This is a genomic window from Actinacidiphila sp. bgisy167, assembly GCF_965342175.1.
GTDB lineage: Bacteria > Actinomycetota > Actinomycetes > Streptomycetales > Streptomycetaceae > Actinacidiphila.
The window spans coordinates 1-16870 of sequence record NZ_CBDRBL010000112.1 but is presented as its reverse complement, the minus strand read 5'-3'; the positions used below and the strand labels follow the sequence as shown (position 1 = coordinate 16870).

The 16870-nt window shown below is 72.2% G+C and carries 15 protein-coding genes; 1 reads left to right on the top strand and 14 read right to left on the bottom strand.

The features are described from left to right. Positions 1–89: 89 nt before the first annotated feature. The 14 genes from hpnH to ACRWND_RS28235 form a co-directional block, all read right to left on the bottom strand. A complete protein-coding gene (gene hpnH, locus ACRWND_RS28300) occupies positions 90–1118 on the bottom strand; it encodes an adenosyl-hopene transferase HpnH (RefSeq protein ID WP_431954369.1) in 1029 nt (342 codons plus the stop codon). A 5-nt stretch (positions 1119–1123) separates the two neighbouring features. Next, complete coding sequence (locus ACRWND_RS28295; RefSeq protein WP_431954367.1) at positions 1124–1726, bottom strand: 1-hydroxy-2-methyl-2-butenyl 4-diphosphate reductase; 603 nt, start codon at positions 1724–1726, stop codon at positions 1124–1126. Next, complete coding sequence (shc, locus tag ACRWND_RS28290; protein WP_431954365.1) at positions 1726–3753, bottom strand: squalene--hopene cyclase; 2028 nt, start codon at positions 3751–3753, stop codon at positions 1726–1728. Before shc ends, ACRWND_RS28295 begins: the two co-directional genes overlap by 1 nt. A 97-nt stretch (positions 3754–3850) precedes the next feature. Continuing rightward, complete coding sequence (locus tag ACRWND_RS28285; RefSeq protein ID WP_431954363.1) at positions 3851–4972, bottom strand: polyprenyl synthetase family protein; 1122 nt, start codon at positions 4970–4972, stop codon at positions 3851–3853. Further along, positions 4969–6414 carry a hydroxysqualene dehydroxylase HpnE gene (hpnE, locus tag ACRWND_RS28280; protein ID WP_431954361.1) on the bottom strand — a complete coding sequence of 482 codons (1446 nt, stop codon included), beginning with the start codon at positions 6412–6414 and terminating at the stop codon, positions 4969–4971. Before hpnE ends, ACRWND_RS28285 begins: the two co-directional genes overlap by 4 nt. A gap of 183 nt (positions 6415–6597) precedes the next feature. Continuing rightward, positions 6598–7536: a presqualene diphosphate synthase HpnD gene (gene hpnD / locus ACRWND_RS28275; RefSeq protein WP_431954375.1), complete on the bottom strand. Its 939-nt coding sequence runs from the start codon at positions 7534–7536 to the stop codon at positions 6598–6600. Beyond that, complete coding sequence (gene hpnC / locus ACRWND_RS28270) at positions 7533–8462, bottom strand: squalene synthase HpnC (protein WP_431954359.1); 930 nt, start codon at positions 8460–8462, stop codon at positions 7533–7535. The genes hpnD and hpnC overlap by 4 nt, the downstream gene beginning before the upstream one ends. A gap of 604 nt (positions 8463–9066) precedes the next feature. Then, entirely contained in the window at positions 9067–9858 is a 792-nt protein-coding gene (locus ACRWND_RS28265) for an ABC transporter ATP-binding protein (RefSeq protein ID WP_431954357.1), read from the bottom strand. Then, the gene (locus ACRWND_RS28260) at positions 9851–10774 is read right to left on the bottom strand and encodes an ABC transporter permease (protein ID WP_431954355.1); all 924 of its coding nucleotides are present in this window, start codon (positions 10772–10774) and stop codon (positions 9851–9853) included. Before ACRWND_RS28260 ends, ACRWND_RS28265 begins: the two co-directional genes overlap by 8 nt. A 73-nt stretch (positions 10775–10847) precedes the next feature. Then, a complete protein-coding gene (locus ACRWND_RS28255; RefSeq protein ID WP_431954373.1) occupies positions 10848–11693 on the bottom strand; it encodes a glycosyltransferase family 2 protein in 846 nt (281 codons plus the stop codon). A gap of 53 nt (positions 11694–11746) precedes the next feature. Then, entirely contained in the window at positions 11747–12532 is a 786-nt protein-coding gene (locus ACRWND_RS28250; RefSeq protein ID WP_431954353.1) for a CDP-alcohol phosphatidyltransferase family protein, read from the bottom strand. Then, entirely contained in the window at positions 12510–13571 is a 1062-nt protein-coding gene (locus ACRWND_RS28245) for an iron-containing alcohol dehydrogenase family protein (protein ID WP_431954351.1), read from the bottom strand. The genes ACRWND_RS28250 and ACRWND_RS28245 overlap by 23 nt, the downstream gene beginning before the upstream one ends. Then, a complete protein-coding gene (locus ACRWND_RS28240) occupies positions 13559–14308 on the bottom strand; it encodes a sugar phosphate nucleotidyltransferase (RefSeq protein WP_431954349.1) in 750 nt (249 codons plus the stop codon). The genes ACRWND_RS28245 and ACRWND_RS28240 overlap by 13 nt, the downstream gene beginning before the upstream one ends. Beyond that, positions 14305–16074, bottom strand: coding sequence for a DUF5941 domain-containing protein (locus ACRWND_RS28235; protein ID WP_431954371.1), 1770 nt, complete (start codon positions 16072–16074; stop codon positions 14305–14307). Before ACRWND_RS28235 ends, ACRWND_RS28240 begins: the two co-directional genes overlap by 4 nt. A 355-nt stretch (positions 16075–16429) precedes the next feature. Here ACRWND_RS28235 and ACRWND_RS28230 point away from each other — a divergent pair, with 355 nt between their 5' ends. Continuing rightward, positions 16430–16714 (top strand): hypothetical protein, encoded by a 285-nt coding sequence (locus tag ACRWND_RS28230; RefSeq protein WP_431954347.1) that lies wholly within the window; start codon positions 16430–16432, stop codon positions 16712–16714. The last annotated feature ends 156 nt before the right edge of the window (positions 16715–16870 follow it).

Genomic DNA, 16870 nt, shown 5'->3' with positions numbered 1-16870 from the left:
CGCGCCGCGAACGGCGGCGCTCCGCGAGCGGCCGGGCCGGTACGGAGGGCAGGCCGAGCGGCACGGGCTCGACAGCTGTCATCGCGGCGTCACTTCCCGCGGTTGCCGGTGACGGTCTCCCGGGTGGCCCTGATGGACTCCTTGAGGGAGGTCATCGTGGCCAGCACGGCGGTCGGCTCGTAGCCGCAGTGCGCCATGCAGTTGGCGCAGCGCGGGTCCTTGCCGCGGCCGTACTTGCTCCAGTCGGTCTCCTCGACGAGCTCCTTGTACGTGGTGACGTACCCGTCGCTCATCAGGTAGCAGGGACGCTGCCAGCCGAACAGGGAGTAGTTGGGGATCGCCCAGGCCGTGCAGGGGAAGTCGACCTTGCCCTCGAGGAAGTCCAGGAACAGGGGGCTGTGGTTGAGCCGCCACTTCTTGCGGTTGCCCCCCGAGAAGGCCTTCTTGAACAGTTCACGGGTCTGCTCCACGCCGAGGAAATGCTCCTGGTCGGGAGCCTTCTCGTAGGCGTAGGCCGGCGAGATCATCATCTCGTCGACCCGCAGGTCGTCGTTGAGGAAGTTGAGCACCTCGACGACGGTCTGCGGGGTGTCGGTGTTGAAGAAGGTCGAATTGGTGGTGACGCGGAATCCGCGCCGCTTGGCCTCCTTGATCGCCTCCACGGCCTCGTCGAAGACGCCTTCCTTGGCGACCGACTCGTCGTGGCGCTCGCGCAGTCCGTCGATGTGCACGGCGAAGGCGAAATAGGGGGAGGGAGTGAACGAGTCCATCTTCTTGCGCAGCAGCATGGCGTTGGTGCAGAGGAACACGTACTTCTTCTTCGCCACCAACTGCCGCACGATCTCGTCGATCTGCGGGTGCATCAGGGGCTCACCGCCGGCGATCGACACCATGGGCGCGCCCGACTCCAGGACGGCGCCCACGGCCTGCGCCACGGGCATGCGTTGTTTCAGCACGCCCGCCGGGTGCTGGATCTTCCCGCACCCCTCGCATTTCAGGTTGCACGCGAAGAGCGGCTCGAGTTCGACGATGAGCGGGAACTTCTCGCGCCTGCGGAGCATTTTCTGTTCGAAGAGGTAGGTGCCGACCCTGATGGACTGTCGGAGCGGCATGGCCATCTTGCTCACCTCCAGGGGAGCGCAGTAGAGCGGTGCCAATCGAGAAAAGCAGGAAGAAGGTCCCTCAGCACGCGGAAAGCGGTGATTCCCGTGCGGAGCGTGCCGACCCGCACGAGTTCGAACTCGGGCGTGTCGACGACCACGCGGGCCGCGGCGACCGGGCGTGGACCCCGGGCGAGCGCTGCCCGCATCATCGCCGCCGACTCCATGTCGACGGCGACGGCACCGGTGGCCCGGAGCGCCGCGCGCTCCGGGCCCCGTACGACGTGGTCCGACTCCGCGAGCCGGCCGACGTGCACGGTGTGTCCCGCCGCCTTGAGGACGGCGGCCAGCGATTCCCCGTCGCGCGGCTCGTCGGCGACCACGACGTCGCCCGGCCGCATCCCGGAGGCCAACCCGGCGCAGAAGCCGGTGGTGAGGACCGCCGCATCCTCCAGGGCAGGGTCGCGCAGGGCGGCGGTGACGGCGCGTTCCGCGGCCTGCGGCCCCATGCCGGTGCGCACGAAGGCCACTGGGCCGGCGGCGTCGCCGCGGTCGCCGCCGCGCAGGGCGAACCTCTCCACCCGCAGCGCGCAGACGATGAGCAGAGGCGGGCCGGACGGCCCCATCAGGCCCCCTTCCGCAGCCCGCCGAAGGGCTCGCCGCGCACGTAGCGCCCGAGGGCGGTGAGCGGGAAGACCATCCGGTAGAGGTGGTAGTTGATCGAGAAGTCCCTGGGGAAGCCGGTGCCGGTGAAGTACGGCTCGTCCCAGGACCCGTCCTCCTCCTGGGTCCGGACCAGCCAGCGCACCCCGCGCCGCACCGCCTCGCCGTCGCGTTCGCCGGCCGCCAGCAGGGCCAGCAGCGCCCAGGCCGTCTGGGACGCGGTCGAGGCGCCGCGGCCGATCCACTCGGCCGAGGAGTACGAGCGCAGGTCCTCCCCCCAGCCGCCGTCCTCGTTCTGCACGGACTCCAGCCAGCCCACCGCCCGGCGGATCGCGGGGTGGCCGGCCGGGAGGCCGGCCGCCACGAGGGCCGGGACGACCGATCCGGTTCCGTAGATGTAGTTGACGCCCCAGCGGCCGAACCAGGCGCCGTTGTCCTCCTGCTCGGCGAGCAGCCAGTCGATCCCGCGCCGGGTGTGCGGGTCGCGCTCCAGGCCGAGGGCGGCCAGCATCTCGACCACATGGGCCGTGACGTCGGCCGACGGCGGGTCGATGACCTCGCCGAAGTCGCAGAAGGGCAGCCTGTTGGGAAAGGCGCTGGTGTTGTCGGCGTCAAAGGCTCCCCAGGCGCCGTTCTTGGACTGCATCCCCACGGTCCAGCGCACCCCGCGGTCGACCGCCGTCCTCACCCGCCGCGGGTCCGGATGGTCCACCCTCAGCAGGGCGAGGACCACCTCCGCGGTGTCGTCGATGTCGGGATAGGTGTCGTTCGCGAACTCGAACGCCCAGCCGCCGGAGGGCAGGCCGGGCCGCTGCACGGCCCAGTCCCCGGTCTTGGTGATCTGCTCCCCCAGCATCCAGTCGACGGCCTTGACCAGTGCCGGGTCGTCGGCTGGGACGCCGGCGTCGGCCAGCGCGATCGTCGCCAGGCAGGTGTCCCAGACCGGGGACTGGCACGCCTCGATCATCCGGGTGTCCTTGTCCGGCCAGACCGCGAACTCGTCCAGCGCCTTGAGTCCGGCGCGCAGCACGGGATGGTCGAGGTCGTAGCCGAGCAGGTGGAGCGCGATCACGGAGTACACCGCGGGCGGCTGGATGCCGCCGAAGCAGCCGTCGTTCTCCTGGCGTTCGATGATCCAGCGAGCCGCCGAGCGCATCGCGGCCCGCCGCAGGGGGCGGACGTTGACCCTGCGGTAGGCGTGCAGGACGCGGTCGACCCGCTGGAAGAACCCGTCCCAGCTGGACAGCGGGGCCTTGGGGGCCGGCGGGTTGGGCCGTGCGGGGTCGGTGTGCAGCTCGTCGAGGGCGAAGGGGGCGGGCCGTACCGGCCGGTGGGCGCCGACGATGGTCAGCGGCACGATGGTCTGCCGGGCCCAGCTGGCGAAGGAGTAGATGTTGAGCGGGACCCACTTGGGCAGGTAGATCAGCTCGGGCGGCAGCTCCGGGAGGTCGTCCCAGCGCCACCAGCCGAACAGCGCGAGCCAGATCCGGGTGAAGACCCGGCACCGCGCGATGCCGCCGTTCTCCCGGACGAAGGCCGAAGCGGAGGCCATCCACGGCTCCTGCGGGTCGTCGCCGGCCAGCCGCAGCGCGACATAGGCCTCGACGGTGGCAGAGAGGTCGCCCGGCCCGCCGAAGAAGGTGGGCCAGGCGCCGTCCTCGCGCTGCTGGGACCTGATCCAACGGGCGGCGGCCTCGGTGACCCGCTCGTCCCGGATGCCGAGGAACTGACGGAGCAGCAGGTCCTCGGCGTCCATCGTGACGTTGGTCTCGAGGTCGCCCTTCCACCAGCCGTCAGGATGCTGACGGGCCAGCAGATGGGCGGCGGCCCGGCGCGCGGCCTCGGCCGCGAGCTCCTCGGTCCGGTCGGTGACGCCCTCGGAACCGGGCCCCGGCGCCGGTTCCGGGATCGTGCCCGGCGCCTTCGTTCTGGCCGAGGCTGTCCCGCGGGCCGCCTCGCCCCCGGGACCGCCGTCGGTCGTCGCTGTCATGGCTTCCCCTTTGCACAGTCGTTCTGTCTGCGGTGTTGGGGCTGCCGTCGGCCGTCACGCGCGCCGGCCGGCGACGTACTGCGCTCCAGTTGTGTCGTTACTTCTCGCGAACCACCACGAAATCCGCCAGGCCCACGAGCTTACGGCGAACTTCTCCCGGCATGTCCATTTTGTCGAGTGCGGCGATCGCGGTGGCGTGCTGCCGGCGTGCCTCCTGCGAGGTCCACTCCCGGCCGCCCGCCTCCTCGATCAACGCCGCCCGGGTCGCGAACTCTTCCTCGTCGAAGGACTCGATGCCGTTGCGGTCCGGGGAATACGCGGCCTTCGCGTCCGCGGACAGGATTTCGGCGAGGCGCTGCGAGGCGGAGCCGTCCGCGGCCAGTGCCGCGACCACCGGGAGGGACTTCTTGCGCTGGCGCAGGTCGCTCCATGCCTGCTTGCCGGTGGCGGCCGGGTCGCCCCAGATGCCGAGCAGGTCGTCGACCGCCTGGAAGGCCAGGCCGAGGTGGTAGCCGTACTCCTCCAGGGCGTCGGCGTCAGAGTCGCCGGCGCCGCCGAGCACCGCGCCGATGGAGCAGGCGCAGGCCAGGAGGGCGCCGGTCTTGTTGCCCTCCATCTCCAGGCACTCCTGCACGGTGACCCGCTCGCGGTGCTCGAAGGAGATGTCCTGGGCCTGACCGTCGATCAGTTTGCGGGTGGCCGCGGTCAGCCGCCGGGTGGCCCGGCCCGCCTCGGCGGTGCCCTGCTCGAGCAGGACCTCGTTGGCCAGCGCGAAGAGCGCGTCGCCCACCAGGATGGCCTGGGCGGGGCCGTGCACCTTCCACACGGTGTCGCGGTGGCGGCGCTGCTCGTCACCGTCCATCAGGTCGTCGTGCAGCAGTGAGAAGTTGTGCACCAGTTCCACGGCGACCGCGCCGGGAACGCCGACCTCGGGGGCGGCGCCCGCCGCCTCGGCGGACAGCAGGGCGAGCGCGGGGCGTACGGCCTTGCCGCTGTCGCCGGCGGACGGGTTGCCCGCGGCGTCGATCCAGCCGAAGTGGTAGGCGGCGACGGTGTCCATAGGGGATGCGAGGCGGTCCACGGCGGCGCGCAGCACCGGCGTGGACAGCTCCCGGCCGCGCTCGAGGAGCGCGGTCACGGTTCCTCTGTCGACGCCCGCGGTCATCTGCTCGTTGCCAGCGGTCACATTCTCTCCTCTGATTGCACTGGTCATGCTCATACCGGCTCCAGGCCTTCGATTGCGAAGGTACCGGGGTCGAAGGGATGGCGGAGTGCGGTCAAAGCTGCTCGGGAGGCTTGCAAACCGCTGCGGACCGCGCCTTCCATCGTCGCGGGCCAGCCGGTGGCGGTCCATGCGCCGGCGAGCCAGACGCCCTGGGCACGGGTGGGGGGACCCGGTCGGAGGGCGCCGACACCCGGGGCGGGCGCGAAGGTCGCGGTCCGTTCCCTGGTGACGAAGAAGTCCAGTACGGCGGCTTCGCGCGCGGCCGGGAGCAGCCGCTCCAGCTCCGGCAGATAGCGACCGCGCAACTCGGCCACCGGGAGGTCGATCTCTCCCTGGGCCGCCGACTGGGACAGGGCGACGTACTGGCCGCCGCCGGTCAGGCCGGAGTGCTCCGTGCGGTCGAAGACCCACTGCACGGGGCTGCCGAGGGCGGCGAAGAAGGGCTGCCGCATGACCCGGCGGTCGTACACGACGTGCACGTTGAGGATCGGAGCGCTGCCGATGCGCAGCAGCGCGTCCTGGTCGGCCAGGGCGCCTGCGGGGAGCAGGCGGTGGGCCTCGTGCTGCGGGACGGCCAGGACGACGGCGTCGGCCGTGAAGCGCTCGGCCCGCCCGGGCCCGGTCTCGGCCTCGACCTCCCAGACCGGTCCGGCTCCGCCCGCGCCGCCGTCGCCGGACCGTACCGGCTCGGGCGCGTCCGTGCGGGTGAGCGAGGCGGCGCGGGCGCGCAGCAGGGTGCGCACGCCGGCCTTGTCCAGGGCGGTGCGGGCGCGGTCGTCGTGCAGTTCGCCGAGCGGCCGGGCGGCCCAGCCGATGTCCGCGGCGCCCGGCGCGGAGAGCAGGCCGGTCTTGAAGACTTTGGCGGCCAGGCCCAGTGACACCTCCTCGGCCGTGGCGTTGAGCGTGGCCACGCCGACCAGGTCCCACAGCGCCTCGACGGTGCGGGCCGACTGGCCGTGCTCGCGCAGCCAGCTGCCGAAGTCGACGGCGTCCAGCGCCGGGTCGGCGGGGTCGAGCGAGCGCAGCGCGAGCGCGGCCCGCCCGACGGACGCCCGCTCCGTCAGGGACAGATGCGGGTACGTGGCCAGGCTCCTGGCCAGGTGCAGTGGTACGGGCAGCCCCGAGCGGCGAAGCCGGCCGAGCCGGGGCCGAGGGGTCGCCACGTCGAGCACGGGCACGTCGAGCCGGTCCTGCAGGGTGACGAGGTCGGCCGCGTCGATGCGCTCCAGGAAGCGCAGGTAGGCGGTGCAGCACCGCAGGAAGACGTGCTGGCCGTTGTCGACCGTCAGTTCGCCGCGTCGGAAGGAGAAGGCGAGCCCGCCCAGACGGGGCCGGGCCTCGAGCAGGGTGACGCGCAGCCCGGCGTCGGCCAGTGCGAGTGCCGCCGTCGTGCCGGCGAGTCCGCCGCCGATCACGACGGCCGTGCGCTCAGCCATGCGTCCTCCTCCGGGTGCCGCCGCGCGGAGCGCCCGGCACCGTCGCCGACAGTGACGCCTGCGGCGCGGCGCCGGTTGCCTCGCGGCGTTGGAAACAGGCCGTTCTCCGCGGCGAGGCGACTTCTGCGCCGGCGGCGCCCTCGGCCGCGCCGGCGGAGCGGCCCGCGGCCGGTGGGGCGGGCGTCACAGGCGCCTCCTGGCGGTGCGCCGGGCGTCGAGGCCGGCGAGGCCGCGCACCGCGACGTATGCCTTCTCGTGCCCCGGCAGGGAGACCCGGCCGCGGAGCACTGCCTCGGGGTCGGCGGCGATGCGCTCCAGGAGGCGGCGGTAGATGCCGGCCATGGCGGAGACGCAGGCGCCGCTGCGCCGGTCCAGCATCGGCAGCAGCCGGTATCCCACGGCGAAGAGGGCACGGGCGCGCTTCACCTCGAACTCGACCAGGCCCGCGAAGTCGGAGCCGGGCGGCGGGGTGTCGGTGTGGAATCCGGCGGAGCAGCCGAACTTCGCGAGGTCGTCCGCGGGCAGGTAGCTGCGCCCGTTGGCGGCGTCCTCGCGCAGGTCCCGCAGGATGTTGGTGAGCTGCAGGGCGAGGCCCAGGGTGTCCGCGTACTCGGCGGCCCTCTCCCTCCCGGGCGCGTGGGGCAGGGTGCCGAACACCCCGAGCGAGAGCCTGCCGATCGCGCCGGCGACGCAGCGGCAGTAGGACGCGAGGTCCTCCCATGTCTCATAGGTGTCGCCGCGCAGGTCCATCTGGACGCCGTCGATCAGTTCCGCGAGCCCGCCGAGCGGGATGGGGAAGCGCCGGGCGGCGTCGGCGAGCGCGACCGCCACCGGGTCGGTGTCGTCCGCGGTGACCGCGCCCTCCCTGATCCGGGTGAGCAGCACCCGGGTGACGTCGAGCCGCCGCTGCTTCTCCGGCAGGTCGAGGTCGCCGTCGCCGATGTCGTCCACCCGCCGGGAGAAGGCGTAGAGGGCGGACATGGCCTGCCGTTTGGGGGTAGGCAGGAGCCTGATGCCGTAGGCGAAGTTCCGGGCCTCGTGGCCCGTGACGACCTCGCAGTAGCGGTAGGCCGCGAGCACAGGTCCGGACATGCGATCGGAGCCGTTCACAGTCCGGCTCACCCCTCTCTTCGCCATGTCGACCCCACCTCGCGAAGCAGGTTCAGCCTGCCCGCCTTCGGCGGCCCTGGCAGCACGTCGTAGCCCGCGTCCGCGATCGCCCGCAGGGCGGCGCGGCCTCCTCCGGCGAACCCGGCGAGCAGCAGCCTGAGCCTGCCGTGGACGCTACCCACCAAGGGGGTGCCTTCATTCAGCAGGGCCCGGGCGCGTTCCGCTTCGTACGCGACCAGTGCGCGCACCTGTGCGCCCGCGGTGGCGGCGGTGAGATCGGTTTCGGTGACGCCGAAGCGCTTCATGTCCTCGGCGGGCAGGTAGATGCGGTCGCGGCCGAGGTCCTCGGCCACGTCCTGCAGGTGCTCGATGATCTGCAAAGCGGTGCAGATCGCGTCCGAGCGGCGGATCCGTTCAGGTGTGGCGGTGCCGGTGATGCCGAGCACGAGCCGGCCGACCGGGTTCGCCGACAGCTCGCAGTAGGCGAGGAGGTCCTCGTAGCGGGCGTAGCGGCGGACGACCTGGTCCTGGCGGTTGGCCTCGATGAGGCCGAGGAAGGGGGCGGGGGTCAGGCCGTGGCGGTGGACGGTGGGCCGCAGCGCGCGCAGCAGCGGGTGCCGGACGTTGTCGGAGCCGGCGTCGAAGACCCGGCGCAGATCCGACTCGAAGGCGTCGAGCATGGCCAGGCGGTCCGCGGCGGCCTCGGGCGGCAGTCCCAGGCGTACGGCGTCCGTGCGGCCGCCGTCGGCCAGGTCCCCGTCGCCGATGTCGTCGACGAGCCGGGCGAAGCCGTAGACGGCCATCAGGTCGGCGCGCCACGCGCGGGGCACGAAGAAGGGCGCGACGGGGAAGTTCTCCCGCGCCGCCTTGTCGAGAACGGCACGTGAATGGCGGTCAGGTGCCGTGACCGCCCGCGCCTCGGGCTTGAGAGCGGTCACCGTGGACGTCCCGGTGTTCGGGCCGTGGGTGCTTTCTCCGCAGGGGACCACAGCGCCATTTCCGTCACATCCCCCGTTCTACACCGATAGCCCATTACACCCAATTTCGGACACGCCGCTGCCAGAATTCCCGCTTCGGGCTGTTGCCGCACCCGAGCCGACTCTCCGGACGTATCGACCGAGATCCGGCGATTGAGCACCGCTACAGCTTACGGCGCGTATCCGCTCCGGCGTACGCCGGGGGTCCGACCGAGGCCGATCCGAAAGCAGGAACGTGCAAACCGCGGCTCCCGTCCCCGGCGTCCCGCAAAATCCCGGGAAAATCATCAGCCCTATTCGTCCCGCAGACCGCGCGCCGCCGATGCGCCGGGCGCGCGCCCACTCACTTGGCGTATCCGTGCCGGACCGGGCGGGCGGCCCGTGGGCCGGAGCCGGAGAAGGCGGCGGAAAGCCCTGTCGAGCGGCGAGGCGCGGAGGCGGCGGGTTCGCGGGGCCGGCAGCCCGGGCACGCACCCGGGTGCTCGGCGGATGTCCGGCGGGCACGTCACCGACGCCGTGCGTGCGCCGGCCCGCGCCCCCGGTCGGGCGCGGGCCGGTCCACGGCTCACTTCGCGGTGAACTCCTCGTACGCCTTCAGGACGGTGTCCGTCGGACCGTCCATTCGCAGCTCGCCCTTCTCCAGCCACAGCACCCGGTCGCAGGTGTCGCGGATCGACTTGTTGTTGTGGCTGACCAGGAAGACCGTGCCGGCCTCCTTGCGTAGCTCCCGGATCCGGGCCTCGGAACGCTTCTGAAAGGAGCGGTCACCCGTCGCGAGCGCCTCGTCGATCATCAGCACGTCATGGCTCTTCGCCGCGGCGATCGAGAACCGCAGACGCGCCGCCATACCCGAGGAGTACGTCCGCATCGGCAACGAGATGAAGTCGCCCTTCTCGTTGATCCCCGAGAAGTCCACGATCTCCTGGTACCGCTGCCGCACCTCCTCCTGCGACATACCCATCGCCAGACCGCCCAGGATGACGTTGCGCTCACCGGTCAGGTCGTTCATCAGCGCGGCGTTCACCCCGAGCAGCGACGGCTGCCCTTCGGTGTAGACCTTGCCGCTCTCCGCGGGCAGCAGGCCGGCGATGGCGCGCAGCATGGTCGACTTGCCGGAGCCGTTGGAGCCGATGAGGCCGATCGCCTCGCCGCGGTACGCGGTGAAGCTCACGCCGCGCACGGCGTGCACCTTGCGGACGTTGGGGTCGCCCTTGCGGGTGACCATGCGGGCCAGGGCGCCCACGGCGCTGCCCTTGCCCGATCCGGCCCCGTGCACCCGGTAGACGATGTGCAGGTCGTCCACGATCACGGTGGGGACGCGCTCGCCGCCCGGGGTGGTGTCGCCGCGCTCAGCCACGCCCGTACCTCTCCTCAGCCTTCCAGAACCACACGAAGCCCCCGACGCCCATGACCAGCGCCCAGCCCAGCGCCAGCGCCCAGACATGCGGGGGAAGCTGCGCGGAGGTGTAACTGTCGATCAGCGCGAAGCGCATCAGGTCGATGTAGACCGCCGCCGGGTTCAGATCAAGGGCGATCTTGACCGCGGTCGGCGCGCTCGCCGCGAAGTGACTGATGCTGTACATGACACCGGACGCGTACATCCAGGTACGCAGGATGAACGGCATCAGCTGCGCCAGGTCGGTCATCTTGCTGCCGAGCCGGGCCATCACCAGCGCCAGGCCCGCGTTGAAGACGCACTGCAGGACCAGCGCGGGCACCACGAGCGCCCAGGAAGGTCCCGGCACCTCGCCGGTCATCAGCACGATCGACAGCAGCACGAGCATCGACATCAGCAGCTGCTGCAGCTGGACCAGGGTGAAGGCGATCGGCAGGCTCGCGCGCGGGAAGTGCAGCGCGCGGATCAGCCCGAGGTTGCCGGAGATGGCGCGGACGCCCGCGAGCACCGAGGACTGGGTGAAGGTGAAGATGAAGACGCCGGTGACGAGGAACGCGATGTAGTTGTCGACACCGCGGTCCGTGTTCAGCAGCAGGCCGAAGATGAAGTAGTAGACGGCCGCGTTGAGCAGCGGCGTCAGCACCTGCCACAGCTGACCCAGCCGGGCCTGGGTGTACTGCGCCGACACCCGGGCCCGGGCGAACGCCGAGATGAAGTGGCGGCGTCCCCACAGCTGCCGCACATAGGCGCCCAGCCCGGGACGGGCTCCGCTGACGGCGAGGCCGTGTCTGGCCGCCAGCTGGGACGGCGTGAGGCCGCCACTCGCCGCCGGCACCGGGCCCACGGCGACCGCACCGTCGTGCGTCGTCTCGCTCACAGTTGACACTTTCGTCCTCTTGGTGCGTCGCGGGCCGGGCCCGGCGCGCCGGGGTCACTCTCGTTCGAGCTTGTCAGATGATCGGGGGCCGGCCCAATCGGGTGAGGCGCCACACGGTCCGCCAGTGCATGGGCCGGCGCGGGCCGCTCGGTGTCGTCCAGCCCTCCTTGAAACCGCCGAACCACGCCCGCAGCGCGGGGCCCGAGGGTCTGCGCAGCAGGGTCAGCAGCATCCACACGCCGAGGTAGACCGGGACCAGCGCCCACGGCAGGTTGCGGCGGGCCAGCCACACCCGGTTGCGGGCCACCATGCGGTGGTAGACGGCGTGCCGGCTCGGGGCGGTCAGCGGGTGGAACAGCACCATGTCGGCGCGGTAGTCGATCATCCAGCCCGCGTCGAGGGCCCGCCATGCGAGGTCGGTCTCCTCATGGGCGTAGAAGAACTCGTCCGGAAGGCCGCCGACCTGCTGGAACACCTTCGTGCGCACCGCGTTGGCGCCGCCGAGGAAGGTGGTGACGCGCGAGGAGCGCATCGGGTCCGAGGCCCTGAGCCGAGGGACGTGGCGGCGCTGCGTGGTACCGGACTCCGGGTCGGCGATCCGGAAGCTGACGATGCCGAGCTCGGGGTCCGCCGCGAAGGCCTCGCGAACCAGCTCCGCGGTGTCCTCGTTCGGCAGCAGCCCGTCGTCGTCCAGGAACAGCAGGACGTCGACCTCGCTGCCACCGGGTCCGAAGGCCTCGATGCCGACATTGCGGCCGCCGGGGATGCCCAGGTTGTCGGGGAGCTCGACCGTCCGCACCCCGGCGGGCAGGTCGGGCAGCGGAGAGCCGTTGCCCACCACGGCGACCTCGATCGCCGGTCCCCGCTGCTTGGCGACCGAGTCCAGCAGGTCGCGCAGTTCCTCGGGGCGGTTGCCCATGGTGATGATCACCGCACCGAGGCGGATCGTTTCGGCCGACGTCCCCACGGCGCTCACCTCAGCCTGCTCGACGCGAGGATCGACACCAGGTGCAGCAGCGTCTGCAGCACCGCGATGGCGGCCAGGACGCAGACGGCGACGCGGGTGAAGAGCAGGTCGCCGTGGACGGCGTCCGCGACACCGGCGGCGAGGATCAGCAGCGAGGCCTCGACTCCGCCCACCAGCCGGTGGAACTTCAGCGCCGCGGCGGCTCTGCGGGCCAGGGCCAGGCCGGAGGACCGGGGCACGGAGGCCTCGTCATGGACGGCGGGCAGGCCGCTGCGGGAGCGGGCCACGTCCACCAGGTCCGTCTCCGCCTTGATCAGGATCGCGCCGAGCGCGGCCAGCGTCCCGAGGAAGGCCCACCCCCACTGGGTGGAGGCGCCGTCGCGGTGGAAGAGGTCCGCCGCGCGCAGTCCGAAGCCGACCAGCAGCGCCGCCTCGGACAGGTAGTGCCCCACCCGGTCGAGGTAGACACCGGTGATCGAGGTCTGCTTGCGCCAGCGGGCGACCTCGCCGTCGACGCAGTCCAGCAGCAGGTACAGCTGGATCAGCAGGGCGCCCGCCACGGCGCCGGCCAGGCCCGGCACGAGCAGCGCGGCGCCGGCCGCGATGCCCGCGACGATCATGAGGTACGTGAGCTGGTTGGGGGTCACCCGGCTGTTGACGAGGTGCCGGGTCCAGCGCAGCGAGATCTCCCGCATGTAGATGCGCCCGGCCCAGTGCTCACCGCTGCGCCGGTCCTTCAGCCCCGCGGGGTGAACGACCGGCCGCAGCTCAGCTACCGATGGTTTTGGCATAGTCGGCGTATGCGTCCCTGATCTGGTCGGTGGAGAGCCCCAGGTGCTCCAGGATCGTGTAGCGCCCGGGGCGGGTCTGCGGGGCGTATTCGACGGCCTTGACGAACTCGGCCTCGGTGAAGCCGATTTCCCCCGGTGTGGTGGGCAGCCCGTGGCGGTGCAGGACCTCCGCGAAGAGGCCGGCCTCCTCCTTGGCGCCGCGCAGGAACATCGCGAAGGCGGCGCCGATGCCGACCTGCTCGCCGTGGGCGGCGGCCCGCTTGGGGTAGAGCAGGTCGATCGCGTGGCTGATCTCGTGGCACGCCCCGGAGGCGGGGCGGCTGTCGCCGCTGATCGACATCGCGATGCCGGTGAGCACCAGCGCCTCGGCCAGCACAGTCAGGAACTCGTCCTCACCCGTACCGCCGGGGTGCCGGAGCACGGACTCGCCGGCGGTGCGCGCCATGGCGGCGGCCAGCCCGTCGATCGGCTCGCCGGTCTCGCGGTGGGACAGCTCCCAGTCCGCGATGCAGGAGATGTTCGAGATCGCGTCCCCGATCCCGGAGCGCACGTACCGCACGGGGGCCTCGCGGATCACGTCGAGGTCGATGACCATCGCGATGGGGCTCGGCACGCCGTAGGAGCCACGGCCGTTGTCGTTGTCCAAGGTGGACACCGGTGAGCACAGCCCGTCGTGCGCCAGGTTCGTCGCCACGGCCACCAGCGGCAGGCCGACGCGGGCGGCGGCGTACTTGGCGGCGTCGATGATCTTGCCGCCGCCGAGGCCCACGACCGCGTCGTAGCGGCTGCCGCGCATGGCGTCGGCCAGCTTCACCGCGCCGTCGATGGTGCCGCCGGCCACCTCGTACCAGTCGGCGCCGGGCAGCGCGGGGGCCAGCCGCTCACGCAGCAGCGCTCCCGAGCCGCTGCTGACCGCGAAGGCCAGCCTGCCGGAACTGGAGATGCGCTGGTCGGCGAGGACGGCTGCCAGGTCCTCCAGGGCCCCGGCACGGATGTCGACGACGACCGGCGAGGGGATGAGCCTCGTCAGTACCGGCACGCGATCTCCCGGGCCCGCTTCAGGTCGTCGTGGTTGTCGATCTCCACCCAGGGCACCTCGCCGATGGGGGCGACGTCGACCTGGAAACCGCGGTCGACCAGCTCCTGATAGCCGTCCTCGTAGTACAGCTGCGGGTCCCGCTCGTAGGTGGCCCTCAGCGCGTCGGCGAGGTCGGCGGCGGCCTCGCCCTCGATGAGGGTGACGCCGATGTACTCGCCGGTCGCGATCGCCGGGTCCATCAGCTTGGTGATCCGCTGGACGCCCCTGCCGTCGGCGGTGACGACCTTCATCTCCTCGTCGGCGAGCTGCTTGACCGCGTCGAGGGCGAGGATGATGCGCTTGCCGCCGCCCCGGGCGGCGAGCAGGGTCTTCTCGACGGAGACCGGGTGCACGGTGTCGCCGTTGGCCAGGATCACGCCCTGCCGGATGACGTCACGGGCGCACCACAGCGAGTAGGCGTTGTTCCACTCCTCGGCCTTGTCGTTCTCGACGAGGTGGAGCTTCAGGCCGTACCTGGCCTCCAGAGCGGCCTGGCGCTCGTAGACGGCCTCCTTGCGGTAGCCCACGACGATGGCGGCCTCGGTCAGACCGACCTCCGCGAAGTTGCCCAGCGTGAGGTCCAGCACGGTGGTGGTGCCCTCACCCGCCGGGTCCACCGGCACCAGGGCCTTCGGCAGGGTGTCCGTGTAGGGGCGCAGTCGCCGTCCGGCGCCGGCCGCCAGCACGAGGCCGATCATGCGGGTCCTCCAGTCTCGTCGTGTACAGCGGGTGCTTGCGAGGACACCCAGAAGCCGATGCTCTCGGTGAGCACCACCACCGCCAGCGCGACGGCGAGGACCGTCAGCGCGACCGTGAAGCCCGTGTCGTGGGCCAGGGCCACAGCCGCCGCGGTGACCAGCAGTACCCGGCCCTCATGACCAGCGGTCGCGCGGATCAGGACCCGCGGGGGCGCCCCGGTCCCGCCGCGGATGCGGTACACCGTGTCGTAGTGATGGTAGGCGACCGCGGCCACCAGTCCGAAAGCCGCGGGCAACGCTCCGTTCACATCGGAGACAGCCGCGAGAACCAGGATGGTGGTGTACTCGGCCGCGCGGAAGACCGGCGGCACGATCCAGTCCAGAGCGCCCTTGAGCGGCCGGGCGACGGCGAGCGCCGACGTCACGGCATAGAAGCCGGCGGCTGCCAGCGGCCACGCGCTGCCGGCCGGGGCGAGCAGGGACGTGGCGATCATCACTGCCGCGCCGAGCAGCGCGGCGGCGGGGACACCGTGACCCCGGAAGGCACGGCTGAGCCCTTCGCCGACCGGGCCGGTGTCGGTGAGGTCGCCCAGCGCGCGGGCCACGGCGCCGCTCGAGGGCGTCCGGCGGCGCACCGAGCGCAGTACGCGGCCCGCCGTGGTGTAGCAGCCGGCGAGCGCGGAGGCGGCGATGAGCACGGTGAAGGTGGTGCGCGGTGTCGTCACCGCCGTGAGCACCGCGATCAGCGCCCAGCGTTCGCCGATGGGCAGCACGATCATGCGGCGCAGCCACACCGTCCAGCCGACGCCGTCGAGCTTGCGGGAAAGGGCCGCGGCCCCCGTCCCGGTGTCCGGAGTGGTCTCGGCGAAGGCGAAGTCCACGACGTGGCGGCAGGTCTGCAGCACCATGGCGGCGAGCGCCAGGGCCCAGACGTCGTCGCCGCCGCGCGCCGCGCCGAGGGCGAGGCCCGCGTAGTACGCGTACTCCTTGGCGCGGTCGAAGGTGGCGTCCAGCCAGGCGCCGAGCGTGGAGTACTGCAGGGAGTAGCGGGCCAGCTGGCCGTCGGTGCAGTCCAGGACGAACGACGCCAGCAGCAGCACGCCCGCCGCGACGAAGCCCGGCCGGGTCCCCGTGGCCGCGCAGCCGGCCGCGATCAGGGCCACCAGCAGCGACGCGGTGGTCACCTGGTTCGGGGTGAGCCCCCGACGGGCGCACCAGCGCGCGATGTAGCGGGAGTAGGGGCTGATGAAGAACGTGGTGAAGAAGCCGTCGCGGGACTTCACGGCGCTGCGCAACCGCACCGCCTCGTCGTCGACGGCTGCGACGGCCGACGCCGCGGCGGCACGCGCCGCGGCGTCGGCCGGGACGGTCGCGACCAGGGTGCCGAGCTCGGGGCGGCGTACGGGCACGCCGTCCTTCTCGATCCGTCCGGCGAGCCGGTCGGCGAGAGTCTCCCCGTCACCTTCCTCCCCGGTCTCCGCGACGGCCCGCGCCAGGGCGGCGCGGGCGGCGGGGCGCACGGAGACGGCGCCGGGCACGGCGGAGGCGTCGAAGCGGGGATCGGTCAGCCCGAGGCGCAGAGCGTGCACATGCCCGACGAAGCGCGGATCGACGATGGCGACGCGCTCGCCCGCGGGGACGGCCTGCAGACGGCCGGCGAGCGAGGCGGCGTCCGTCGCGGTGACGACCTCGAAGCCGAGGTTCCGCAGGTCGCCCTCGATCGGCGACATCGCGACCGGCGGACCGGTGAGGATGGCGGTCGACAGAAGGACTCAACTCCCTGACTTTAGTGGCTGCCCGTCGCCTTCCGGGGGCGTCGCGGCACTTGGGTGCGACGCGCCGCGCGGGGCCGTGTCGGCAGAGGCTATCGGATTCCGGGAAGGCTCCGTTCACCGGGCGTTTCCCCCGCGGTGACTCGGTGAAGCGTGATCATCATGGTCGATGGCGCGGACAACGACAATGTCCTGGGCGTCTCCTGGAACGAAGATCACGACAGAGCCGGATGATTCACTCCGAGGGGGGTGCCTGCCGGACGTCGAACCGCCGGGGGCCGCTCCGTGCCGGGTCCGCCAGGGGGCGGTTTCCCGCGGGCCGCTCCTCCGCCACCGGGTACGGAAGACGATGCGAGACGGCGCCTACCGCAGCGTCGGGCCGGCGCCGGTGTGCCGCCGCGCACTGTCCGACGGGCAGCTCGACGTGCGCGTCGTCCCCGGCCGCCGCTACGCCCGCACCCGCCTGCCGGCCGCGGCGATCACCGGCTCCACCGCTGCCCCGCTGCGGCGGCTGCGGATCAGCGGCCTCGAACCCGGCACCCGCCTGACCTTCGACGGTGAGGTGGCGCCCGCGCCACGCGACCTGGTGATCGACAAGGCCGACGAGGCCCTGACCGTCCAGCGAGCGATCTGACCGTACCGACGTACCGCTCTGACCCCACGAAGGGACGCGGTCACGCTCCTCAGACAGCGGGAGGGCGGATGCACGGGCCGGGCGCCCACCGCGGCAGCGCCCGAGGGAGCGGGACGGGGGGCCGGGTGCTCACCGCCCTGCGCGGCGAGCCGAGCC

What these genes read in the sequence shown, in the direction of transcription:
- ACRWND_RS28285 (WP_431954363.1), bottom strand. Translation starts at nt 4,972, where the DNA reads ATGAGCATGACCAGTGCAATCAGAGGAGAGAATGTGACCGCTGGCAAC.
- hpnH (WP_431954369.1), bottom strand. Translation starts at nt 1,118, where the DNA reads ATGGCCATGCCGCTCCGACAGTCCATCAGGGTCGGCACCTACCTCTTC.
- ACRWND_RS28230 (WP_431954347.1), top strand. Translation starts at nt 16,430, where the DNA reads ATGCGAGACGGCGCCTACCGCAGCGTCGGGCCGGCGCCGGTGTGCCGC.
- ACRWND_RS28250 (WP_431954353.1), bottom strand. Translation starts at nt 12,532, where the DNA reads ATGCCAAAACCATCGGTAGCTGAGCTGCGGCCGGTCGTTCACCCCGCG.
- ACRWND_RS28295 (WP_431954367.1), bottom strand. Translation starts at nt 1,726, where the DNA reads ATGGGGCCGTCCGGCCCGCCTCTGCTCATCGTCTGCGCGCTGCGGGTG.
- shc (WP_431954365.1), bottom strand. Translation starts at nt 3,753, where the DNA reads ATGACAGCGACGACCGACGGCGGTCCCGGGGGCGAGGCGGCCCGCGGG.
- hpnE (WP_431954361.1), bottom strand. Translation starts at nt 6,414, where the DNA reads ATGGCTGAGCGCACGGCCGTCGTGATCGGCGGCGGACTCGCCGGCACG.
- ACRWND_RS28240 (WP_431954349.1), bottom strand. Translation starts at nt 14,308, where the DNA reads ATGATCGGCCTCGTGCTGGCGGCCGGCGCCGGACGGCGACTGCGCCCC.
- ACRWND_RS28255 (WP_431954373.1), bottom strand. Translation starts at nt 11,693, where the DNA reads ATGGGCAACCGCCCCGAGGAACTGCGCGACCTGCTGGACTCGGTCGCC.